Origin of the sequence: Geothrix sp. (genome assembly GCF_049292215.1) — a bacterium.
Taxonomy (GTDB): Bacteria; Acidobacteriota; Holophagae; order Holophagales; family Holophagaceae; genus Geothrix.
The window spans coordinates 23003-46636 of record NZ_JBATQW010000011.1; the positions used below are offsets into that span (position 1 = coordinate 23003).

At 68.8% G+C, this 23634-nt stretch carries 17 protein-coding genes; 6 read left to right on the forward strand and 11 right to left on the reverse strand.

The features are described 5' to 3' along the window. Positions 1-27: 27 nt before the first annotated feature. Positions 28-1176, reverse strand: a complete 1149-nt coding sequence (locus WAS25_RS02155; RefSeq protein WP_422309857.1) for a thiolase family protein — start codon at positions 1174-1176, stop codon at positions 28-30. A 164-nt stretch (positions 1177-1340) separates the two neighbouring features. Here WAS25_RS02155 and WAS25_RS02160 point away from each other — a divergent pair, with 164 nt between their 5' ends. From WAS25_RS02160 to WAS25_RS02170, 3 genes are all read left to right on the forward strand, one after another. Beyond that, a complete protein-coding gene (locus WAS25_RS02160) occupies positions 1341-2294 on the forward strand; it encodes an AAA family ATPase (protein ID WP_422309859.1) in 954 nt (317 codons plus the stop codon). Positions 2295-2551: 257 nt separating this feature from the next. Then, positions 2552-4300, forward strand: coding sequence for an ABC transporter permease (locus tag WAS25_RS02165; protein ID WP_422309861.1), 1749 nt, complete (start codon positions 2552-2554; stop codon positions 4298-4300). Positions 4301-4307: 7 nt separating this feature from the next. Continuing rightward, positions 4308-5603: a nitrate/sulfonate/bicarbonate ABC transporter ATP-binding protein gene (locus WAS25_RS02170; RefSeq protein ID WP_422309863.1), complete on the forward strand. Its 1296-nt coding sequence runs from the start codon at positions 4308-4310 to the stop codon at positions 5601-5603. A 7-nt stretch (positions 5604-5610) separates the two neighbouring features. Here WAS25_RS02170 and WAS25_RS02175 read toward each other — a convergent pair whose 3' ends face one another. From WAS25_RS02175 to WAS25_RS02200, 6 genes are all read right to left on the reverse strand, one after another. Further along, complete coding sequence (locus tag WAS25_RS02175) at positions 5611-6504, reverse strand: DMT family transporter (RefSeq protein ID WP_422309865.1); 894 nt, start codon at positions 6502-6504, stop codon at positions 5611-5613. Positions 6505-6527: 23 nt separating this feature from the next. After that, entirely contained in the window at positions 6528-6899 is a 372-nt protein-coding gene (locus WAS25_RS02180; RefSeq protein ID WP_422309867.1) for a response regulator, read from the reverse strand. A 57-nt stretch (positions 6900-6956) separates the two neighbouring features. Next, entirely contained in the window at positions 6957-8090 is a 1134-nt protein-coding gene (locus WAS25_RS02185; RefSeq protein WP_422309869.1) for a D-alanyl-D-alanine carboxypeptidase/D-alanyl-D-alanine-endopeptidase, read from the reverse strand. A 17-nt stretch (positions 8091-8107) separates the two neighbouring features. Further along, positions 8108-8632: a type II secretion system protein gene (locus WAS25_RS02190; RefSeq protein WP_422309871.1), complete on the reverse strand. Its 525-nt coding sequence runs from the start codon at positions 8630-8632 to the stop codon at positions 8108-8110. 26 nt (positions 8633-8658) lie between these two features. Further along, entirely contained in the window at positions 8659-10473 is a 1815-nt protein-coding gene (locus WAS25_RS02195) for an HD domain-containing phosphohydrolase (RefSeq protein WP_422309872.1), read from the reverse strand. Between the two features lie 121 nt (positions 10474-10594). Next, positions 10595-11500, reverse strand: a complete 906-nt coding sequence (locus tag WAS25_RS02200; RefSeq protein ID WP_422309874.1) for an ACP S-malonyltransferase — start codon at positions 11498-11500, stop codon at positions 10595-10597. A gap of 32 nt (positions 11501-11532) precedes the next feature. Between WAS25_RS02200 and WAS25_RS02205 the strand changes: the two genes are divergently transcribed. After that, positions 11533-12504, forward strand: a complete 972-nt coding sequence (locus WAS25_RS02205) for a hypothetical protein (RefSeq protein ID WP_422309876.1) — start codon at positions 11533-11535, stop codon at positions 12502-12504. An 89-nt stretch (positions 12505-12593) separates the two neighbouring features. Here WAS25_RS02205 and WAS25_RS02210 read toward each other — a convergent pair whose 3' ends face one another. The 4 genes from WAS25_RS02210 to carA form a co-directional block, all read right to left on the reverse strand. Further along, positions 12594-13001 carry a CoA-binding protein gene (locus tag WAS25_RS02210; protein WP_422309878.1) on the reverse strand — a complete coding sequence of 136 codons (408 nt, stop codon included), beginning with the start codon at positions 12999-13001 and terminating at the stop codon, positions 12594-12596. Between the two features lie 45 nt (positions 13002-13046). Then, entirely contained in the window at positions 13047-16640 is a 3594-nt protein-coding gene (locus tag WAS25_RS02215) for a PAS domain S-box protein (protein ID WP_422309880.1), read from the reverse strand. 218 nt (positions 16641-16858) lie between these two features. Continuing rightward, positions 16859-20068: a carbamoyl-phosphate synthase large subunit gene (carB, locus tag WAS25_RS02220; protein ID WP_422309882.1), complete on the reverse strand. Its 3210-nt coding sequence runs from the start codon at positions 20066-20068 to the stop codon at positions 16859-16861. Further along, positions 20061-21143 carry a glutamine-hydrolyzing carbamoyl-phosphate synthase small subunit gene (gene carA / locus WAS25_RS02225; protein WP_422309884.1) on the reverse strand — a complete coding sequence of 361 codons (1083 nt, stop codon included), beginning with the start codon at positions 21141-21143 and terminating at the stop codon, positions 20061-20063. The genes carB and carA overlap by 8 nt, the downstream gene beginning before the upstream one ends. A 200-nt stretch (positions 21144-21343) precedes the next feature. Between carA and tadA the strand changes: the two genes are divergently transcribed. Both tadA and WAS25_RS02235 read left to right on the forward strand, forming a co-directional pair. Then, positions 21344-21796, forward strand: a complete 453-nt coding sequence (gene tadA, locus WAS25_RS02230; RefSeq protein ID WP_422309886.1) for a tRNA adenosine(34) deaminase TadA — start codon at positions 21344-21346, stop codon at positions 21794-21796. Positions 21797-21806: 10 nt separating this feature from the next. Then, the gene (locus WAS25_RS02235; protein WP_422309887.1) at positions 21807-23630 is read left to right on the forward strand and encodes a diguanylate cyclase; all 1824 of its coding nucleotides are present in this window, start codon (positions 21807-21809) and stop codon (positions 23628-23630) included. The last annotated feature ends 4 nt before the right edge of the window (positions 23631-23634 follow it).

The following is a 23634-nucleotide window of genomic DNA, read 5'->3' on the forward strand; positions in this document are numbered from 1 at the left end:
TCCGTGTCTCGATGTCGTGTGGTTGGATCAGAGCTTTTCGATGATGGACGCGATGCCCTGGCCGCCGCCGATGCACATGGTGGCGATGCCGTACTTTCCGCCATCGGTCTCCAGCCGGTTCAGCAGGGTCGTGAGGATGCGCGCGCCGCTGGCACCCAGGGGATGGCCCACGGCGATGGCGCCGCCCCAGGCGTTCACCTTGGCCGGGTCGTAGCCCCCCTCGCGGATCACCGCCAGGCTCTGGGCGGCGAAGGCCTCGTTCAGCTCCATGGCGTCGATCTGGTCGAGGCTGAGACCGAAGCGGTCCAGCACCTTCTTCACAGCGGGCACGGGGCCGATGCCCATGCGGTCGGGCTCCACGCCAGCCACGGCGCCGCCCAGGATGCGGGCCCGGGCCTTCAGGCCCAGGGACTTGGCCAGCCCCTCCTCCATGACCAGCAGGAAGGCGGCGCCATCGGTGATGGGGGAGCTGTTGCCGGCGGTGGTCAGGCCGTCCACCAGGAAGGCGGGCTTCAGCTCCGCCAGCTTCTCCAGGCTGGTCTCGGCGCGGACGCACTCGTCCTGCTGGAGCGTGACGGGCTTGCCATCCAGGCCCTTGGTTTCGAAGCGCACGACCTCCTTCTCGAACTTTCCGCCCTTCCAGGCGGCGGCGGCCTTCTGGTGGCTGTTGAAGGCAAACTCGTCACACTCGCGGCGGGTGAGCTTGTACTCCTTGGCCAGGTTCTCGGCCGTGATGCCCATGGAGCAGTAGGCCGCGGGATAGGTCTCGGCGATGAAGGGGTCCACGCTGGGGTTGAAGCCCATCATGGGCACCTTGGACATGCTCTCCACACCGCCCGCGAGGAAGAGGTCGCCCTGGTTCGCCATGATGGCCCGTGCCGCCATGAGCATGGTCTCCTGGCTGCTGCCGCAGAAGCGGTTGATGGTGGCGGCGCCCGCCGTGATGGGCAGGCCGGCCCGGAAGCTGATGAGGCGCGCCATGTTCATGCCCTGCTCGCCCTCGGGCATGGCACAGCCCACCAGCACGTCCTCGAGCCCCGACCAGTCCTTCAGCAGGGGCTTCATGGCCTCGATGACCGCCGCACCCAGCTGCTCCGGACGGGTGGCCGCATAGCTGCCCTTGATGCCCCGGCCAATGGGCGTGCGCTTGGCTTCGACGATGACTGCAGATCGCATGGGTCCTCCATAGGAAAGTGGATGTCTGGGTTTCCGAGGAGCCTAGCATCCGCTGAGAGGGGCGGAAGCACCTACCGTGGGTCATGAATCACCTACCACAGGTCAACGCGCCGTTCCGGTGGACGCGCATTCCAGGCAAGATGAGAGCATTCCCCGGACCCCCCATGGCCACTCCGTTCGTCCACACCCTGGAACCCCTCCTCGCCGAGTGCCGGAAGGTGATCGTGGGGCAGCCCCAGCTCCTCAACCGGCTGCTGGTGGCCCTGCTCTGCCGGGGTCACGTGCTGCTGGAGGGCCTGCCGGGCCTGGCGAAGACGCGCACCATCAAGACGCTGGCATCCGCAAGCCATACCAGCTTCCGCCGCATCCAGTTCACGCCGGACCTGCTGCCCAGCGACGTGGTCGGCACGCTCATCTTCGATCCCAAGCAGCTCACCTTCACGCCCAAGCGCGGCCCCATCTTCGCGAACCTGGTGCTGGCCGACGAGATCAACCGTGCCCCCTCCAAGGTGCAGGCCGCCCTGCTGGAGGCCATGGAGGAGCGCCAGGTGACCCTGGGCGAGGAGAGCTTCGCCCTGCCCGATCCCTTCCTGGTGCTGGCCACCCAGAACCCGCTGGAGCAGGAGGGCACCTTCCCCCTGCCCGAGGCGCAGATGGACCGCTTCCTCTTCAAGCTCCGGGTGGACTATCCGAAGCAGGATGACGAGGTCGAGGTCCTCCGCCGCGCCCACCTGACTGGCGACGAGGTGAATCCCGTGGTGGACGGCCCCAGCCTGCTGAAGGCCGGCCGTGAGGCCCAGCAGGTGCGCCTCGACGAGGCCATCCGCACCTACATCGTGCGCCTCGTGCAGGCCACGCGCCCCGGCCACGGCAAGCCCTGGAAGGGCAAGGAGCAGCTCCGCTGTGGCGCCAGCCCCCGGGCCTCCCTGGCCCTGCAGTCATCCTCGCGCGCCCTGGCCTACCTGCAGGGCCGCGACCACGTGCTGCCGCAGGACGTGGTGGACCTCGCGCCCGACGTGCTGCGCCACCGGCTCCTGCTCACCTTCGAGAGCGAGGCCGACGGGGCCACCACGGACCAGGCCATCACCCAGCTCCTCCAGGCCGTACCCCGGCCCTGAGCCCGGGCCTGGCCCAGGCCACAGGAATGTCACATCTGCGGGGTTGACCCCCTCCTTTGGGGGCGGTCAGACTGGCCGCTGGCCCTGGCGCCGGAAAGGAGGTTCGATGGGACGACACGCCGACCTCTCCGAACCTCCGTCGAGACGCGCCGCCCGCTGAGGCGGCAGCCATCCGCTCTTCCGGCTCCCCTGATTCCGCACCCTGAACGGGAACGCGGCGCCGTCCCGCGCGCCGCCTCACACCGAACGGAACGGCCATGATCCACCGCTTCCTCGACACCGTCTGGGGCCAGGCGATGAACCTGCTGACGGCGCCTGTGCGGCACCGTCGCTGGATCGACCTCCTCGTGCTGGCGGCCCTGGCGGGCACGCTGGCGGCGCTCTGGCTGGTGGGGAAGGAATGGACCGCCGTCCAGCGGCCCACGGTGGAGATCGCCCTCAGCGCCTGGGCCCTGCCCAAGTATCTGCTGCTGTCGCTCATCCGGGCCGTCGCGGCCTACGCCATCTCCCTCACCTTCACCCTGCTGGTGGCCTACTGGGCCGCCAAGGACCCCGTGGCCGAGCGCATCCTCGTGCCCATCCTGGACATCCTCCAGAGCGTACCCCTGCTGGCCTTCCTCCCGCCAGTGCTGCTGCTCATGCTGACGCTCTTCCCCCGCAGCAACATCGGGCTGGAGCTGTCGGCGGTGCTGCTCATCGTCACCTGCCAGGCCTGGAACATGGCCTTCAGCTTCTACCAGTCGCTGAAGACCCTGCCCAAAGAGCTGGAGGAGACCTCCAGCCTCTACGGCTTCACCTGGCTGCAGAAGCTCCGCTGGGTGGAACTGCCCTTCGCCACCCCGGGCCTGGTGTGGAACTCCATGGTGAGCGTGGCCAACAGCTGGTTCTTCCTCATGTCCGCTGAGGCCTTCCACGCCGGCAACAAGAACTTCCAGCTCCCGGGCATCGGCTCCTACATGAACACGGCCGTGGAGCAGGGAAACACCCGCGCCCAGGTCTACGCCATCCTCACCATGCTGGCGCTGGTGATCGCCCTGGACCAGCTGGTCTGGCGACCGGTGGTCGCCTGGTCCCAGCGCTTCCAGGTGGACGACGGCGCCGAGGTGGAGCCCGGCGACAACTGGCTGCTGCGGCTCTTCCGCCGTTCCCGTCTGCTGAAGTGGCTGGAACAGCGCCGCAACCAGCGCCTCCATCGCCGTGCCCCCCGCCCCGCCCTCATCCGCAAGGCCCGCGAGGAGCTCCAGCGGCCGGGCAAGCTCGGCTCCTGGGTGGCCACGTCGGCCATGGTGGGGATTCTGGTGCTGCTGGCCCTGGGTGGGCTCTCCGTCGTGCGCCTGTTGGCGGAAGTCAGCGGGGCAAAGTGGCTGCAGCTGCTCAAGGCGGGCGGCGCCTCCCTGTCCCGGGTGCTACTCTCCACCTTCCTGGCCACCCTGTGGACCCTGCCTGTGGGGCTGTGGATCGGCATGTCCCCGAAGTGGTCCCGGCGGCTCCAGTCCATCGTGCAGGTGGCCGCCTCGTTCCCGTCCTCCCTGATCTTCGCCACCCTGATCCTGCTCTTCCAGTCCGTGGGCATCGGTCTTGGGGTGAGCTGCGTGCTGCTCATGGTGCTGTCCACGCAGTGGTACCTTCTCTTCAACATCATCGCGGGCGCCCAGGCCATCCCCAGCGACCTGCGCGAGGCTGCCACGGCCTACCGCCTGTCCCTGTGGAAACGTTGCTGGACCCTCTACTTCCCGGCGGTATTCCCCTTCCTGGTCACGGGCTGGGTCACGGCCACCGGCGGCGCCTGGAACGCCAGCATCGTCACCGAGATCGTCACCGCCAAGCAGCAGACCCTTCGCACCTTCGGGCTGGGTGCCGAGGTGGTGCTCGCCACGGAGCAGGGCTCCATGCCCCACCTCGCCGCCAGCGCCCTGCTCATGGCCGCCCTGGTCGTCCTCTTCAACCGTCTCGTCTGGGTGCCGCTCTACCGCCTGGCCGAGACCCGCTACGCACTCAATCGCTGAGGTGGACATGCAGCAGGCCCGCACCTCCCCCATCTGTGAACTCCGCGGCATCCAGATGCGCTTCCCTGGTCCCAAAGGCAAGGTCCAGCGTGTCCTGGAGGACATCCGCCTGGACGTGAGGCCGGAGGAGATCCTCTGCCTCATCGGCCATAACGGCTCCGGCAAGTCCACCCTGCTCCGCCTACTCGCGGGCCTAATGCCGCCCACCCAGGGCGAGGTCCGGCATCACGGCGAGAAGCTCGACGGGCTCAACCAGGGCGTGGCCATGGTCTTCCAGAGCTTCGCCCTCTATCCCTGGATGACCGTCGAGGAGAACGTGCGTGTGGTGCTCCGGGCCCGCAACCTGCCCGAGGGCGAGGTGCGAGAACGGGCCCACCAGGCCATCCGCAAGGTCGGCCTCGAGGGCTTCGAGGAGGCCTTCCCCCGCGAGCTGTCCCGGGGCACCAAGCAGCGCGTGGGTGTGGCCCGGGCCCTGGCCGTGGATCCGGAAGTCCTCGTCATGGACGAGCCCTTCAGCCAAGTGGACGCCCTCACGGCCGAAGCGCTGCGCGCGGAGATCATGGACATCTGGGCCGACAAGGAACGCAATCCCTCGGCCATCGTCATGGTGAGCCAGTCCATCCGCGAAGCCCTGCTCATGGCCGACCGCGTGGCCGTCCTGTCCGGCAGTCCCGGCACCCTGCGGACCATCGTGGATGTGACCCTGCCCCGCCCGCGGGACAGCCGTTCCCCCGAGTTCATGAAGCTGGTGGATCACCTCCACGACATCATCACCAGCGCCGAACTGCCCGATGTGCAGGTGACCGCCCCCGTCCTCAGCGCCTCCGAGGAGGATCTGGTGGAGCCCCTGCCCATGGTGCAGAGCGCGGATATCCTCGGCCTCCTCGAATTCGTGGAAGCCCAGGGCGGCGCCAGCGACCTGTTCCATGTGGCCTCCCACACGCAAGTGCCCTTCGAGCGCGTGCTCACCACCGTGAAGGCGGCAGAGATGCTGGACCTGGTGGATACGCCCAAGCGGAGCGTGCTGCTCACGCCCCTGGGCAAGCGCTTCGTGAACGCCAACATGGATGACCGCAAGGACCTCTGGCGGGCCCAGCTCCTCGAGCTGCGCCTCTTCCGCGTCGTCCAGGAGATGATGCATCTGGAGGAGGGCGAGCTGTCCAAGGAGGCCCTGCTCCAGGAGATCTCCACGCGCCTGCCTATGGAGGATCCCGAGGCCACGTTCGAGACCATCGTGGCGTGGGGCCGCTTCGGGGAGCTCTTCGCCTACCGCGAGGAGCAGGGCGTCCTGACTCCGGAATAGGGCGTCCTCACGCCGGAGTGACCTCCTTCACGGCCGCCGGTGGCGCAAAGGCGCAGAGGGCGATGCCCGCCAGCACCAGCAGCGCACCGAGCCCCTGCAGGGGCCGCACCGACTCGGCCAGCAGCACCCAGCCCAGGATGATGGTGGCCACGGGCTGGGTCATCAGGCCCATGGCGCCCAGATTGGTGGGGACGTGGCCCAGGCCCCAGGTGATGAACCACCAGGCCACCACCTGGACCAGCGTGCCCAGGGCCAGCAGGGCCCACCAGGCACGGGCCGGGTAGCCCGTGAAGGTCTCTCCCTGCGCCCAGCCGAGGACTCCGAAGAGGATGGTGCAGCAGAGCACCACCCAGAACAGGGCCTCGGGGGCGCTGAGCTCCCGCCGGGCGCGGCCCAGGGCCAGGGTGAAGGCCCCGTAGGCGAGGGAGGCCAGGGCGCCCAGCAGCTCCCCCAGCCCGGTGCCCCAGCGGGCCCCCTTGGCCAGGCCCAGCACCAGGGCCCCGGCCAGGGCCAGCAGCACACCCAGCCAGAAGCGCTTGCGCAGCCGGGCGCCCATCCACAGCACGGAGACCACGGCCACCCAGATGGGAGCCAGGGTCACCAGCAGGGTGGCGTTGGCGGCGCTGGTGAGGTGCAGGGCCGAGTGCCACATCCAGAGATCCAGCACGAAGCACACGCCCGCGGCCACCGCCCAGAGTCGCGCCCGCCCGGTGACGGGCCGTGCCGTGCCCCGGGCCAGCCAGGCAACGAACGGCAGGGCGATGGCCATGCGATAGAAGCCCACGGCGAGCGGCCCCGCCGGCACCGCCCAGCGCACCAGCATGGCCGCGAAGCCCAGCAGGGAGGCGCCGAAGATCAGGGCGGCGAGGCCCCGCGGATCCGGCGTCGGTTTCATGCCCATGGGACCAGCCTTCCGAACCGGGCTCAGCCCTCGAGCGCCTCGGCCACCTTGGCCACCAGGGTCAGCGCGTCCACGGGCTTCAGCAGGAACCCGGAGATGCCCATCTGCTGCATGCGCTGCAGGCTGATGTCATCGCGATGGGCGGAGACGACCAGGATCGGCAATTCCCGGAGGGTCACGTCCTCCCGGCAGGCCCGCACCAGGCTCTCACCTGGGCACTCGGGCATGAGGAAGTCCGCCAGGAGCAGGTCCACCGGCGTCTCCCGGAGCACCTTCAGTACCTCGAACAGGGAGGTTGGCTCCACCTCCACCGTCTCGTGGCCCTTGGCCCGCAGGGCCCCGGCCGCGAAGGCCCGGACCAGCCGGCTGTCATCCACGATGGCAATGCGGGGCATGGCGACTCCTCAACTCCCATGGTCCCGCACAACCCACGGCTCAACAATGGCCCGGAATCAATTGGCCCATCTTGAGACCTGATCCCACACATCCTCGTCGCCGCAGGGGCCATTGAGGACGATGGCGAAGACGCGGACCTGGCCATCCAGGGTCTGCAGGTAGCCCGCCAGGCTGGTGACACGGTCCAGGTGGCCTGTCTTCACGCGCACACGCCGGGTGAGCTGGCGCATGAGGTTGGGGGCCGGCTTCTTCAGCTTCCAGGGCTCGCCCCCGATGATCTTCAACGACGAGACGAACTCCGGCCCCGCCTCGAAGTCGTGGTAGGCACCTCGCAGGATGATGGCGAGGGTACGGGCGGACAGGCGGTTCTCCTTGCTCAGGCCCGAGCCGTCCGTGATCTGGATGGCCTCCGCCCCGAGGCCGAACGACGTGCGGTAGAACTCCTGGATGCGCTTTACACCCCGCGGCCAGGAGCCCGCGCCGTACTTGCGCACCAGCATCTCGATCATGAAGTTGTTCGACCACTTGTTGATGTCCATCACCATCGACCGCAGCGGGGGGGACGCCCAGCCCAACAGCTTGCGCGGGTTCCCGGGGACCGGTTGCCGACCCTCCACCGGGATGCCGCTCTCCTGGAGGAGCCGCTGGATGATCTCCCGGGACTGACGCTCGGGATCCTGTACCAGCTTGCCCGCCTCTTCCCGGTTGAAGTTCACGGACAGGGCCAGCACCTGGGGCAGGGTGTCCGCCGTGGTGTTCTCCCAACCCTGGGGTTCCCGCTGGGCGTCGAAGGCACTCTGGTCCAAGCGGATGCTACCCGTGATCCGCTGGACGCCGAGCTTCTTCAGGGATTGGACCAGCAGCCACACGCGCTCGCTGGTGAGCAGGGGATCGCCATCCCCCTTGAAGGTGAGGTCGCCCCGCACCACGCCGTCCTGCAGGTCGCCCCAGACTTCCGTCACCACCGTGAAGTCCGGTTTCAGGGTCTTGAGCAGCGCATAGGTTGAGATCACCTTGGTGGTGCTGGCGGGCACCAGGGCCAGCTCATCCTGGTGGCGCTCGATGGCCTTGCCGGTGTTCGCGTCCCAGAGTCCGGCCGAGACCCGCACGCCCCGCACTTCCAGCTGCCGTGCCCAGCTCCGGAGGTCCTGGGCGCCCAGGGCCAGGGCCGAGGCCAGGAGCAGGGTCATGGACCTCCAGCCCAGCCTCATTCCTTGGTTGCCTCGGGCTTGACGGCGGCGTTGCCGGCCTTGGGCAGCCCCCTGGACCGGCCCATGTCATCCGTGATCCCCAGCAGGTTCTGCTCGGCCGTGAACTGCCACTCCCGCACCAGGGTCTTGTTCTGGTACATGCGGATGCTGTTCAGGGGGCTCTTGCTGCGGACGCCGACGATGGGCAGCCCATCCGTGTTGCCCGAGGCCCCGGGCCGCACCTGGGTGATGTACTCCCACTCGCCGCTGGCCGTCATCGGATCCTTGTAATTCTGGCGGAGGATGCGGGGGCGCAGCTTCATCACTTCGTCGAGGTCCATGGGGTAGCGCCCATTCTTGGTCGCGTAGAGCCTGAACGCCGCGGCGATGGCCTCGCCCCGGAAGATGAGCTCCGCCTCGTTCTCGCGCTGGACCTCGGCGCTCACCAGGGGCCCTGCCTTCATGAGCATGATCCCCATCACCACCGCCAGGGCCAGGGCCAGGGCCATGGTGAAGCCGCGCTGGGATCGGTGAGGGGTCATGGATGGCACTCCAGAGGACCAGGGTACTACCCCCGGTCCCCTTTCCGGGTGATGAGCTCGCGGAAGGCTGCCACCACCTTGGGGTCGAACTGGGCCCCGGCCTCGTTGTCGAGTTCCTCCAGCACCTGCCGGTGGCCCTTGGGGCGCCGGTAGCCCTTGCCGCTGGTCATCACCTCGTAAGCTTCGATCAGGCCGATGATGCGGCTGCCGATGGGGATGCTGGTCTCGCGCAGACCCTCGGGGTAGCCGAGGCCGTCCCAGCGCTCGTGGTGGTGCCGGATCATCTTCACCACATCGAAGGGGAAGCGCAGGTCCTTCAGGAAGACCGCGGCCATCTCAGGGTGGCTGCGGACCTTCTTCAGCTCCTCACTGTTCAGCTCGGGCTTGGCGAGCATCTGCGGATCCAGCATCAGCAGGCCCACGTCATGGAGGATCGCCCCGATGCTGACCGCCTCCACCTCCTCGGTGGTGAGCTCGAGCTTCAGGGCCAGGTCCCGGGCCAGGCGGGCGGTAGCCAGGCTGTGGGGCCGCAGGGTCGGGATCCGGCTCTCGCTGGACTGCAGGATTCGGTGGCTCACGGAGATGAAGGCATGGTGGTAGCGCTCGTGGAGCCGCGCCTCCTGCATGTGCAGGCCCAGGATGCGGCCGAGCTTCTGGATGGCCTCGAGCTCCGAGATGGAGAAGGACTGGTCCTCCTGCCGGAAGACCAGCATCAGGTCGTGGCCCTGCAGCGTCTCGTTCAGCAGCAGGGGCATGTAGGTGGCGAAGGCACCGTCAACCTGCGGGGACTCGATCATGTCCACCCGCGTGATGAGCCGGAGGTCCTGCTCCTGCACAGAGGGGAGGTGGAAGGTGGCGTGGGCGAGGATCTGCTGCTGCAGGTTCGGGGACAGGGGCAGCGTGCTATAGGCGAGGATCGGCCGGATCTCCTCGGGGTCCTCGATCCAGAGCGCCACCGCCGTGGCGGAGAGGATCTGGCTGAGCAACCCGGCGATCTCCCAGAAGAAGGCCCGCTGTTCGGGTGGCACCATGCCACGTTTGCGCTCCGGGTTCGGCGGCGGCGGGGCGACCCAGCCGCTGAGCGTGCGGTCCGCCTCCCAGGGCAGGGCCGCGTAGCCATCCTGCCCGCCGGCGAAGCCGTACATGCGCTCCTGGGCCGGGGGCCCGGAGGAGGCGACAAAGACGCCGGGTGCCCTCATGGGAGGGGCCGGTGCGCCCACCGAGGGCAGCAGCCGCTCGGCAACGGGGGCCACCTCATCGATGATGGCCGAGGCCGTGGGCAGGCCTTCCGGCACCGGCGCCGGACCCACGGCGACCGGGGCCGGGGGATCAGGCACGTGGACCGAGAGCGGCACGTGGTCCGGCCGCGGGGTGGTGCCGTAGAGCCGGAACTCCCGCAGGGCCTCCACCAGGTCTCCGCAGATGGCCAGAGTCGGCGGCTCGTCCCGCTCCACATCAAAGGTGCCCCCCTTGATGCGGTCGCGCTGGATCAGCAGCCCCACCCAGTCCCCCGCCAGGTAGACGGGCGTGATGAGGTACCGGGGCCACTCGCCGCCCTGGCCGAAGGCGGCCAGCTCTGGGGACTCGGAGGCATCGTTCACAACGAAGGCGCGGCGCACGCGCTGGGTGTGCACCAGCAGTGGGTGGCCCTCCGGGATGGAGACCGGCGGGCGCGTCCCCCGGGGCCAGCCATAGAAGCTCACCACCTCGAAGGATCCGGACTCGGGCATCCGCAGGTAGAGCGCACCCTTGGTGCTGCCCACCTCCTCCAGACACCGGTAGAGGACCTGGGAACACCGGTTGGCGAGGGCCTCTCCGAGGATCAAGGTGGGCATGGCCATGGGATGGGGAATCCTGGTCGGGGTGGCGGGGGAACCCCAATCATGGCAGAGGCCAAGGGGGACGATCCAGCGAATAGGCCGATCCGCCTCGCGACTTTTACCGACAGGTCCTCAAAGGAGGTCAAGCCTGGGGCGGGAGGCGCTGCAGGCTCTCCACCCGGAGGGCGCGGTCGGCCCAGCGGGTGAGCCCGGCCAGCTGGCTCCCATGCCCGCACTCGGCCAGCGGCGAAGCCAGCGCGCCCAGCCGCGCCACCACGGCCAGCCAGTCCACGGGCAGCGCGATCGAGGCCAGGCCATCATCCCAGGCTTCCTCGCCCGTTGTGAGCAGCCGTCCATCGAAGTGCGAGAGCAGCGGGAAGGCCGGGGCCGAGGGCGTCACGCCGGCCATGCGACGGGCCAGGGCGGGCAGGAGGGCCGCCATGTGGGGGCCGTGCAGGGGATGCCGGACCGGCAGCAGGCCGACCTTGAAGGCGCTGGGCTGGAGGGCCGCCACCAGCACTTCCAGGGCCTCCACCGGCCCCGAGACGGTGAACTGCGCCTGGCCGTTGCGGTTCGACAACGCCAAGGCGGGCTGGGCCAGGAGCGCCTGCCGCAGCTCCAGTTCCGGCACGCCGATGACGAAGGCCATGCCCATGGCGCGACCGGCGAAGGCGGCCTCACTCAGCCCCTCCACGGTGTCCAGCAGGTCGAGCGCGGCTTCGAGCGGAACGACGCCCGCCGCCACCAACGCAGAGTAGAAGCCCATGCTGTGCCCCGTGGCCGCCCGAGGCACCGGCAACCCAGCGATCCGCCAGGATCGGTAGAGCCCCACGGAATGCGCCAGCACCGCGCAGGGGGCATGGCGCTGGAAGCGCAGCGCCTCGATGGGGCCTTCGGTCATGAGCCGCCGCAGCGGATAGCCCGTGTGCGCCTCGGCAGCGGCAAGGGTCGTGACCCAGGCAGGCTGGGCCTCCCAGCCGGAGGACATGCCCACCGCCTCGGTGCCCTGGCCGGGAAAGAGGAGGACGGAGGGGGTCGTGAACATCATGTCTGACAGCATAAATCGGCTACTGTGTCCCGATGACCTCAGATACGTCCTGGCAGCAGGTGGCCTGGCACCAGCGTCGCTCCTACTGGGAGCTGGCGGAGGACGAGCGCCGGGAGCTGCGCTCAGCCCTGGAGCACGAGGCCGCCGACCTCGCGCGCCACGCGGACCGGGCGCTGGATGACTACGCCGCCCTCTCCGGCACCCTGGAGGGTCAGCTCGTGAACGGGGACGTGCTGGCGACCCTACTGCCCAGCCTGCGGCGCAACCCCACCCAGGGCTACGAGGCCCTGGAGGATCCCGCAGGCCGGGCCTCTGTGCACCTGAACGCCCTGGGCAAGCGGCTGCGGGACCGCGCCCTGGTCGTCGCGCGGCAGGAGCCGGTGATCATCTTCATGGGCGGCCAGGCCACGGGGAAGACTACCGGCGCCCTGGCGCTTGGGCCAGCCTTCGGGGCCGTCTTCGACGCGCCCCACACCGAGCCCGAGGGCGTGGCCTTCCTGCTGGGCCGCATCCGGCGCGCCGGCTGCAGCGAGGTCCACCTGGCCTACACCGACCGGGAGCCCGGGGGCTCGCTCCGGGCCATGCTGGCCCGCTCCGAGCGGGAGGGCCGCTATGTGCCCCTGGACCGGATGGCCCGCGCCCACGCCTGGGCCCCGTTCACCTTCCTGGGCCTGGCTCCGCGCGTGGGCCGCAGCCTTCAGCTCTACCACGTGCGGGTGGACGAGGAGGGCCCGGGCCGCATGACCGAGGGCCAGGATGCCCTGGCCAGTGTCAGGGCACGGGCAAAACCTGCTGATTCTGTGGTTGCCTACCAGCTGCAAAGCGCTTACCTTTCTCTTCTGAGGAATCCCAACCATGACCGCCAAGCCTACTTCCCGCGAGATGTCCTCGCAGGACTCAACCGAACGCTCGATCCCTGGCGAAGAAGCGAAGCCGATCATCTCCTTCGCCGATTTTTCGAAGCTGTGGCGGAGCGAGGTCCCGAAGGTGGTGCAGGCGCATGAGGAGCACCGGCTGGAAGTCCGGCGCAACCTGGGCCTCGCCTAGCCGCGCACGTTTCCCAGCTCCCTGATCTGAGGCCGCGGAAGCGGCCTCACTCGTGATAACCGAGCACCACCAGCAGGCAGGGCCCCCCTGCGATCACGGTCATGCCAGCGGCTGCGGCCTCCCGGATGGCCGCGTTGCTCTCGGCGCCGGGCTGCATCCAGATGTGCGTCACGCCCGCGGCCGCGGCATCGCGGACCACCTGCTCGGTGATGGCGGGCGGTGTGATGACGGAGATCGCCTTCACGGGCACGGGCAGGACCGCCAGGGACGGATAGGCCTTCAGGCCTTCCACTTCGTCGGCCCGCGCGTTGATGGGGAAGACCTCGCGCCCATGCTGCTGGTAGCAGCGCAGCACCTTGTTGCCGTACTTCGAGCGATCCACACTGGCGCCCACCACCGCGAAGGGGCCGGCCTCGAGAAAGGCGGTGATCGTCTGCTGGACTGTCTGGGTCATGGCTGCTCCAGAACATGGGATGCCCGGGGCGGAACCACCGTGACGTCAGGCTCCGCTCGGCGGAAAGTGCATGCGGACGACCAGGCCCCCCTGCTCGCCATTGAAGAGGTGCAGCCCGGCACGATGGCCCTGGAGGATGCCGGCGACCGAGGCCAGGCCCAGCCCCCGGCCCATGGCGTGGGTCGTGAAGAAGGGATCGCAGATCCGTTCCAGGATCGCCGCAGCAACCCCGGGCCCAGCGTCCGCCACCTCCAGGCACACCGTGGCGGGCAGCTCGGGCCGCGCCAGGGGCCATGTACCGGGCGAGGCAGGACCGGGCCGGTCTGTCCCGAAATCCGTGAAGAGCCGCACCCGCACCCGGCCCGCCAGGGGTTCGGCCGCCTCGCGGGCATTGGCCAGGAGGGCCTGCATCACCTCTTCGAGGCGGACCCGGTCGCCCAGGATGAACGGCACGGGCGCGCAGGAGACATCCAGGAGGAGGGTGGCCGGCAGCTCCAGCTGCAGGGTCGCCGCGAAGGCGGGCAGCCAGGCCTCCAGGTCCAGCGGCTCCTGCTTCACCAGGGCCCGACCGGAGAAGTCCAGCATCTTCCAGGACAGGCCGATGGCCTTGCGCAGCGAGCCCTCGGCCTTGCCGAGCATCTGGCTGACCTCCAGGTTCTGGCCGGCTCTGATCTTGGCGACCTCGATGAAACCCAGGACCCCCTGGAAGATGTTGTTGAAGTCGTGGGCGATGCTGCCGGCCATGAGGACCAGGCTCTCGGCCTTCTGCGCCCGGACGACTGCCGCCTCCGCCTGCTTCCGGTCCGACACGTCCTGGGCGAAGACCAGGATGGTGGGCTGGCCGTCCACCGTCACGGCCCGACCCACCGCCTCCACATCAAGGACACTGCCATCCATGGCGATGAAGCGCTCCTCCAGCAAGGGGGCTTCTGCTCCGGTGGCGAGAGCCACTCTGATCCGCTCGACCACCTGGGCCCGGTCCTCGGGGTGGACGCGGTCCAGGACCGGCTGCCCGAGCAGGTCCTCCGCGGACTCGGCCTTCAGGAGCCTGAGCGCGGCCGGGTTCAGATAGATGAACCGCCCATCCCGGTGGAGGAACAGGGGTGCGGGCCCGTCCTCGATGACAGCCCGGAAGCGCGCTTCGCTCTCCTCCAGGCGCAGCTGGCTCTGATGGCGGTCCGTGACATCCGTGGAGATCCCCTCCCAGATGACCGAGCCGTCCGGCTGGGGCCGGGGCATCGAGCGCACCCGGAACCAGCGCCAGTTCCCGTCGGTGTGGCGCTGGCGGAGGTCCATGACGAAGGGCGTGAGTTCCCTGGCGCTGGTGGCTTCCGCCTCGAAGTAGGCGGGCAGCATGGCCGGATCCATTTGCCCCAGCAGCACCATGGCATCCTCAAGAACCGCCTCGGGGCTGACCCCGCACAGCCGCTCCACGCCGGCGCTGAGGTAGACGAAACGGGGGACCTCTCCTGGCCTGGACAGGTATTGGTACAGGAAGCTGTCCGGCAGCTGATCTCCCAGGATGCGGAGACGTGCTTCGCTGTTCCGGAGAGCCTGCTCCGCGGCCCTTCTCCGGGTGATGTCCTGGTTGATGCCGGAGGCTTCCTGCAATTGGCCATCAGGAGAGAACTGGAACTGCACCCGCACGGCCACCCAGCGGACCTCTCCACCGACGACGATCCGGTGCTCCCACTCGCTGGGGCCCCTCCCGGCCAGGGCCGCATCCCAGGCCGCCTGGGCGAAAGCCCGGTCCTCGGGGTGCATCATGTCCAGCCCGGTCTGCATGGTGATGGACTGATCGGGACCAAAGCCATAAAGGCGGCGCAGCCCCTCCGACCCGGACCAGACTTCTCCTTCGCCGTCAAAGACCACCCGCCAGCTCCCGAACTCGCCGATCTCCTGGGCGTGGGCCAGGTCAGCTTCGCTGCGCCTCATGGCCTCTTCCAGCTGGTAGCGCCGGGTCACATCCTTCCCGAGGCTCAGGAAGCAGGGGTCGCCGGCCAACGCCATGGTCTTGGCCGTCACCAGGAGCCTGTGCTCCCGGCCATCCCTGCCCTTGAGGGTGATCTCCGCCGGACCATAGGCCCCGGCCTCTTGAATGCCTGCGACGAAGACTTCCCGCTCGTCGGGGCGGGTCCAAAGGCCCAACTCGGTGGTGGAGCGCCCCAGGCACTCCTCTCGGGGAATCCCGGTCAGCTCGCACCAACTCTGGTTCACTTCCACCAGCAGGCCGTCCGAGAGCCGGGTCAGGGTCATGGGATCGGGCGAGAGGTTGAAGGTCTCCCGGAAGCGCTCCTCGCTGGCCCGGAGTTGCGAATCCCGTGCACGAGCCTCGGTGATGTCCTCCACCATGGACAGGTGCCTGGCGGGGTCCCCCACGGTCACCGGGAGCTTGACCATGCTCAGGCGGGCCCAGACCACATGGCCGTCCCGATGGAGATACCGCTTCTCCTTGTGGATGATCGGCACGGCACCCGAGGCCAGGTCCCGCACCGAGGCCAGATCCGCCTCCAAGTGCTCGGGATGGGTGAGGCTCTGGAAGTTGCGCGTCAGGAGCTCCTCCGGGGTGTAGCCGAGGATCTTGCCCAGGTGGGCATTCACGGACAGGAAGCGACCCGATCCTGAATCCACGATGGCCATGCCGAAAGGGGCCTTTTCGAAGAGAGCCCGAAACTGGGCCTCACTGGCCAGCAGCTCCTCGCCCCGGAGCCGTGCCAACCGCCGGGCGCGGGCTTCGGCGCCCGTCTGGAGGACCAGAACCGTGAAGATCAGCAGGCTGATGACCGCGCCCCCGAGCAGGAACTGCCAGTGGTGGGCATGACCCACCTGACGGTAGAACGCTGCGCTCGGCACGATCCGAGCGACCCAGGTACGCCCTGGGATGTGGAGGGTCCAGGTCGTCTCCGCTTCCGTCACTGCGCGCGAGACGCCGGACTCATAGAGTGGGGTCCAGTGGCCGCGCTCGCGCTCCCCAAGGCTCAATTCCGCCTGCTGCTGATACTTGGTGAGGGTGGCCTGGATGAAGGTCCTCACGCGCAGGGGGATGGTGACCCAGCCCCGGAGCGCCGCGCGCCGCTCCGCCACCGTCGCCACCGGCTGCCCCTCCCGGAAGACCGGGCCGTAGAGGACGACACCGGGCTGGTCCTTTCCGTTGGCATCCTGGTAGAGGAGCAGCGGGCCGCTGGTCACCACCTGCCCCGTATCCCGGGCCTGCAGCATGGCCTGTCGGTGGGTGGCGTCCTCCAGCATGTCCTTGCCGAAGGCATGCTGGTTCTCGGCGTTCATCGGCTCCAGGTAGAGGATCGCGCTGGCCCCGTCCGTCAGAGGTCCCGACGAGCCACCCGGCACCACAGCGTTGTCCGGGGAACCCTCCTGACGTACCCGCCGGACGTGGGCAGGCAGGTCAGCTCGGGGAATCCACTCGACAAAGCTGAAGCCCTGCACGCCCGGGTAGGCGGTCGGTAGGCCCAGGCTCACCACATAGTCATGCCACTCTGCTCGGGTCGGCAACGGGCCGCGCCCGAGGTAGCCGGCGGCCACGCGCAGCGCATGCTCCAGGTCCGCCATCCTCCGCTCCACATGGTGAGCCAGAGCGGAAGCCTGGGTCTGCTGGAGCGCCGTCAGGCGGTTACGCTCCACCTGACGCACCGACAGCCAGACGGCGGTGGTGATGAGGAGGCTCAGGCACAGCCCCGCCCAAGGCCACGGAGACCTGAGGGGCCGCACGGAGGCGGTCGCAGCAAGGGGGGCAGGAGGAGCCACAGAGCACACGGAAAGGGATCAGACAGACCCCAGGCCGAGGGTAATATGACCCATGAGTTAAAAATAGTGGATATCTATATTCTCTCTCAAGAATATCACCCCAAGGACTGCAGGGCCCGCACCGTCATGTCGCCCCGCAGGGTCTCCACGGCCTCGCAGGCGGCCAGGGCCGCACTGAGGTTGGTGAGGCAGGGGATCTTCAGGCGCAGGGCCTCCTTGCGGATGGAGCCCTCGTCGAAGAAGGCGTCGCGGCCCAGGGGGGTGTTGATGACCCACTGCACCTCGCCGTTCTTGAGCAGATCCACAGCGTTGGGGCGCCCCTCGTTCACCTTGAAGATCCGGCGGACCTTCAGGCCCACGGCCTCCAGGGTGCGGGCCGTGCCCTCCGTGGCGCAGAGACCGAAGCCCAGGGCCACCAGCTTCTGGGCCAGCTCCGGCAGACGGGCCTTGTCCTTGTCGTTCACCGTGAGGAAGACCGTGCCCGAGAGCGGCAGTGGGATGCCCGCGGCCAGCAGGGACTTGGCGTAGGCCTCGCCGAAGGTGGCGCCGATGCCCATGACCTCGCCCGTACTCTTCATCTCGGGGCCCAGGATGGGATCCACCCCCGGGAACTTGGCGAAGGGGAAGACCACGCCCTTCATGGACACGAGCCGCGGCACGCCATCCGTGATGCCCTGCTGCTTCAGGCTCTGGCCCAGGCCGATGCGCGCGGCCACGCCCGCCCAGTCCACGCCAGTGGCCTTGCTCACGAAGGGCACCGTGCGGCTGGCCCGGGGGTTGGCCTCCAGGCAGTAGGCGATGCCATCCTTCACGGCGAACTGCAGGTTCATGAGGCCGCGCACGCCCAGGTCCAGCGCCAGCTTCCGGGCGTAGCCCGCGACGGTCTCGAGGATCTCCTCAGAAACGCCCAAGGCCGGAATCACCGCGTAGCTGTCGCCGCTGTGGATGCCCGCCTCCTCGATGTGGGCCAACAGGCCCGCGATGGCCACGTCCTCGCCGTCGCAGACCACGTCGATGTCCAGCTCCTGCGCGCCATCCAGGAACCGGTCCAGCAGCACGGGCTGGTCGTTGCTCACGGCCACGGCCTCGCGCATGTACTTTTCCAGGCCCGCGTCATCGAAGACCACGGCCATGGCGCGGCCGCCCAGCACGAAGCTGGGGCGCACCATCACCGGGTAGTCCAGACGGTGGGCCACCTCCTTGGCCTGCTCGAAGCTGGTGGCCATGCCCCACTGGGGCGCGGGGATGCTGAGCCGCCTGAGGGCCTGGCCGAAGCGCTCGCGGTCCTCGGCATCCAGGATGGTGTTGAGCGGTGTGCCCAGCAGCGTCACACCCGCCTGGTGGAGCGGTTCCGCCAGCTTCAGCGGCGTCTGGCCGCCGAACTGCGCGAAGACGCCCAGCAGCTTGCCCCCCTTCCCCTCCCGGTCCACCACGGCCTTCACGTGCTCATAGGTGAGGGGCTCAAAGTAGAGGCGGTCGCTGGTGTCGAAGTCCGTGCTGACGGTTTCCGGGTTGCAGTTGATGAGGATGGCCTCCACCCCGCTGGCGCGGATGGCCTCCACCGCCTGCACGCAGCAGCAGTCGAACTCCACGCCCTGCCCGATGCGATTGGGCCCGCTGCCCAGCACGATGGCCTTGGGGCGGTCCGTGGGTTCGGCTTCGCTGTGCTCTTCCCAAGTGCCGTATAGGTACGGTGTCTCCGCCTTGAACTCGCCCGAGCAGGTGTCCACCCGCTTGTAGGCGGGGCGCAGGCCCAGGGATTCGCGCCGCGCGGCGACTTCGGCCTCGGTGCCCGAGCAGAACACGGAGATCTGGTTGTCGGCGAAGCCAGCCCGCTTGGCCTTTTCCAGTAGCTCTTCGGGGAGACGATCAACGGGGAAGCTGCGCAGGCGGCCCTCCAGCACGACGATCTCCTCGATCTCGCGCAGGAACCAGGGCGTGATCTTGGTCAGGCGGTGGAGTTCTTCGACGCTGTGCCCAGCCTTGAGCGCGTGGTAGATCCAGAAGATGCGCTGGGCGCCGGGGATGATGAGGTGTTCCTTGAGGCGGCCCAGGTCGAGCTTGCCTTCGAGGGCGCCGGAGATGCCCTTGTGGCCCTCCTCCAGGGAGCGCACCGCCTTCTGCAGGGCCTCCTGGAAGCTGCGGCCTATGCTCATGACCTCGCCCACGCTCTTCATCTGGGTGCCCAGCACCTTGTCGGCCAGGGGGAACTTCTCGAAGGTGAAGCGGGGCATCTTCACCACCACGTAGTCCAGCACCGGCTCAAAGGCCGCCTTGGTCATGCGGGTGATGGCGTTGGGCAGCTCCCACAGGCGGTAGCCCAGGGCCAGCTTGGTGGCCACCCAGGCGATGGGGAAGCCCGTGGCCTTGGAGGCCAGCGCGGAGCTGCGGCTCACGCGGGGATTCATCTCGATGACGATGATGCGGCTGGTCTCGGGCTCCAGGGCGAACTGGATGTTGGAGCCGCCGGTCTCCACGCCCACGGCGCGGATGACCGCCAGCGCGGCGTCGCGCATCTTCTGGTACTCGGGATCCGTCAGGGTCAGCGCAGGGGCCACGGTGATGCTGTCGCCCGTGTGCACGCCCATGGGATCGAAGTTCTCGATGGAGCAGATCACCTCGACGTTGTCGTCCAGGTCACGCACCACCTCCAGCTCGAACTCCTTCCAGCCCAGGATGCTCTCTTCGATGAGCACCTGCTTGGTGGGGCTCAGGTCCAGGCCCCGGGCCACGATGGTCTCGAACTCGTCCACGTTGTAGGCGATGCCGCCCCCGCTGCCGCCCAGGGTGAAGCTGGGGCGAATGATGGAGGGGAAGCCCGTGAGCTTGAGCAGGTCCCGGGCCTCGGCCATGTTGTGGGCGAAGCCGCCGCGGCAGGTCTCCAGGCCAAGACCATCCATGAGGGCCTTGAAGAGCTGGCGATCCTCGCCCCGCTTGATGGCCTCGGGCTGCGCGCCGATGAGCTTCACGCCACTGCGCTCCAGGAGACCGGTCTCGTGGGCCTCCATGGCGAGGTTCAGGGCCGTCTGGCCGCCCACGGTGGGGAGGATGGCGTCGGGCTTTTCGGCCTCGATGACCTTCTCCAGCACGGCCAGCGTGAGGGGCTCGATGTAGGTGGCGTCGGCGCGGCTGGCGTCCGTCATGATCGAGGCCGGGTTCGAGTTCAGCAGGATGGTGCGGATGCCCTCCTCCCGCAGGGCCTTCAGGGCCTGGGTGCCCGAGTAGTCGAACTCGCAGGCCTGCCCGATCTGGATGGGCCCCGAGCCCAGCACCAGCACGCTCTTCAGGTCGGTCCGCTTAGGCATGGTGGACCTCCTGCAGCATGGCGACGAACCGATTGAAGGCGGGGTGGGCGTCGTGGGGTCCGGGTGAGGCCTCGGGATGATGCTGCAGCGAGAAGATGGGGAGCCGAGTGTGGCGAAGGCCCTCGACGGTTCCGTCGCTGAGGTGGCGGTGCGTGACCTCCACATCCTTGGGCAGGCTGGCCTCGTCCACGGCGAAGCCGTGGTTCTGGGCGGTGATCTCGATGCGGCCGGTCATCAGGTCATGCACGGGCTGGTTGGCGCCGCGGTGGCCGAACTTCAGCTTGAAGGTGCGGCCACCGAAGGCCTGGCCCAGCAGCTGGTGGCCCAGGCAGATGCCGAAGATGGGCAGCTGACCGATGCAGGCCTCCACTTCCCGTTGCATGCCGGGCAGCGCGGCGGGGTCGCCGGGGCCGTTGCTGAGGAAGAGGCCGTGGAAGCGCTTGTCCGTCAGCTCCGAGGCCGGCGTGTCCCAGGGGAAGACTTCCAGATGCAAACCTGCGCCCACCAGCTGGTGCAGGATGCTGAGCTTGATGCCACCGTCGAGCACGGCCACGCGGAAGGAGCCGCCGGGGTTCAGCTCGTAGCGGTCCTTGCAGCTGACAGCACCGCAGAGGGCCTGGCCCGTCATGTCCGGCAGGGCCTTGGCCTTGGCCACGCCGGCGTCGAGGCTGCCGTCCACTTCCGTCCAGATGAGGGAGGGCTGGGAGCCCTGGTCGCGCAGGTGCTGGGTGAGGGCGCGGGTGTCCAGGTCGCTCATCACGGGGATGTGGTGGCGCTTCAGCCAGGCCGGGAGGTCACCCTCGCAGCGGTGGTGATCCGGCGCAAAGGTGAGGCGTCGGCAGAGCAGGCCCGTGGCCCAGGGGCGCGTGCCCTCGTTCAGATCGGCGTGGATGCCATAGATGCCCTGCTCGGGGAAGGTCATGCAGACCATCTGCCCGGCGAAGCTGGGATCCGTGAGGATCTCCTGGTAACCGGCCATGGCCGTGGTGAAGACGGCCTCGCCCCCGCCACCGAAGCCCAACGGCGCCCGTCCCCGGAAGATGGTGCCGTCCTTCAGGATCAGGTGCGCGCGCATGAAGCCTCCGCCCGTGCTTGGCAAAAACCCCGCGAAGGCCAGGCCGCCGCGGGGTCGTGAGAATGACTCGGTCCATGCAGGACCAAGGTGAGTGTAGCGACCCCGAAATGCGAGGATCAGCCTTTTTCTTCAAGGGGAATTCGGCCATACTGCTCCTTTGTTCCTGATGTACAGACCGCTGTTTGAGCCACACTGGATCCATGTGGAGCGGCGACGACATCTACTTCATGAAGCTCGCCCTCGAGGAGGCCGAGAAGGCGGACAGCCTGGATGAAGTCCCGGTGGGCGCGGTCATCGTGAACGAAGGCTGCCTCCTGGGCCGTGGCCACAACCACCCGGTGAAGCTGAACGACCCCACGGCCCACGCCGAGGTGCTGGCCCTGCGCAGCGCCGGCGCCTGGACCAAGAACTACCGCATGACGGGCGCGACGCTCTACGTGACGCTGGAGCCCTGCCTCATGTGCTTCGGGGCCCTCATCCACGCCCGGGTGAGCCGCGTGGTGTTCGGCGCCTCGGATCCCAAGGTGGGCGTCAGCCGCTGGCTGGACACGCTGGATCAGGCCGCCCTGAACCACCGCTTCACCCTGGAGGGGGGCCTCCTGGAGCCGGAGTGCCGTGCCCAGATCCAAGCTTTCTTCAAGCGGCGCCGATGAGAGGGTCGTCATGCTGACCCTCCCGCCTGCCCCCGCTTCGGCGCTGCCCTCGCCCCTGCCCCTCGTCCTCCAGGCCTTCCTGGGGGGCATCCTGGTGGCCTTGGCGTTGCTGTCGATGCTCGCCTACCGCCCCCTGCGCGATCGAGTGCTCAGCCAGGCGGGTCTGTTCGGCCTGCTGGCGGCCGCGGCCTGGATCGCCTACAGCGGCCTCGCAGGCCTCCTCCTTCCGACCGGCCTGGCGCCCTGGATCCATCCCGCCTCCCTGATCCTGGGCGGCCTCTGCCTCGCCATCTGGGAACGGGTCACGGCCGGGCTCCTGGCGGGATCGCCCGGGGCCCGCCGTCTTGCCCACATCCGGCGCTTCACCGCCCTGGCCACCCTCGTCATCGCCCTGGCCGCGCTCCTGCCCTCGGACCGGTTCCACCGACTCTCGGAGATCGTCCTGGGTCTTCTGGCGCCCCTGCTGGCCGGGCTGACCCTCGCGGCTGGCCTGCGGGCCCGGAGAGAGGGGCTCCGGATCGCCGGTGCCCTCGTGGCGGCCACCCTGGCCCTGCTGGTGTGCTGCGCAGCCCTGTGGGCCCTTTCCGCCGGGTGGCTGGGCACCGTCCTCTGCCTTACCATCCTCCAGCTCGCGCTGGTCGCGCTCGCCATGGCCCTGGGCTGGGCCATGCTCAGCCGCATGATGGAACTCCGGAAGGAAACCGAGGCCGCCCAAGGCGCCCAGCTCGCCATCGTGGCGAATCAGGCCTACACGCTGGAGGGCATGGTGGCCCAGCGGAACGCCGAGCTGTCGGCCCGCCTGAGGGAACTCAGCGAGGCGCGGCAGTCCTCCGAGCTGGCCAACCAGAGCCTCCAGCGGGCCCTGGATCAGCTGGAGCAGGCCGCCTCCACAGACCGCCTGACCGGCGCCTGGAACCGCCGCCGCTTCGAGGAAGCGGTGCTGCCCGAGATCGCCCTGGCCCACCGCCGTCGCGACCCCCTTTCCCTGCTCATGTTCGACCTGGACCACTTCAAGCGCGTCAACGACACCTACGGCCACGGGGCCGGAGATGCCGTCCTGGCCGGCACGGCCCAGACCGTTCGCCTGCACCTCCGGGCCTCGGACTCGCTTGTCCGGTGGGGCGGCGAAGAATTCCTCGTGATGACCCCGGCCACCCGCCTGGAAGGGGCCCTGGGCCTGGCGGAGAAGCTCCGCGCGGCCGTGGAGGCCATCGACTTCCCGGACGTGGGCCACGTGACCATGAGCCTGGGCGTCTCGGAATACGCCGTCGGGGAGGGGCTCGAGGAATGGATCGAGCGGACGGACAAGGCGCTCTACCAGGCGAAATCCGAGGGCCGGAACCGTGCCATCGCTGCCCCGGCACCGGAAAGGGCCGACGTGGAGCCCTCCTCCGAGCGATCGCTGCTCGAAGTCATCTGGGAGGACACCTACGCGAGCGGCCATGCCCTGGTCGATGCCCAGCACCAGCGGCTGTTCCGTCTGGCCAGCACCCTGATGTCCACCCTGACCGAGAACCGCCCCCTCACCGAGGTGTCGCTGCGCCTGGAGACCCTGCTCGCCCACACGGCCCAGCACTTCCACGACGAGGAGGCCCTCCTGCGTCAGGCCCGCTACCCCGACCTGACCGAGCACGCAGCCGTCCATGCGTCCCTCCTGTCCAAGGCCTGGAAGCTCCAGGCGGAGGTCAAGGCAGGCGAGCTGGACTTCGGCCGACTGGTCAGCTTCCTCGCCCTGGACCTGGTGAAGGGGCACATCCTCACGGAGGACCGGGCCTACTTCTCCCACCTGCTCAGCGCCATCGGCCCTGACAGCGCACCACCGGCAGGAGCCTAGGGAC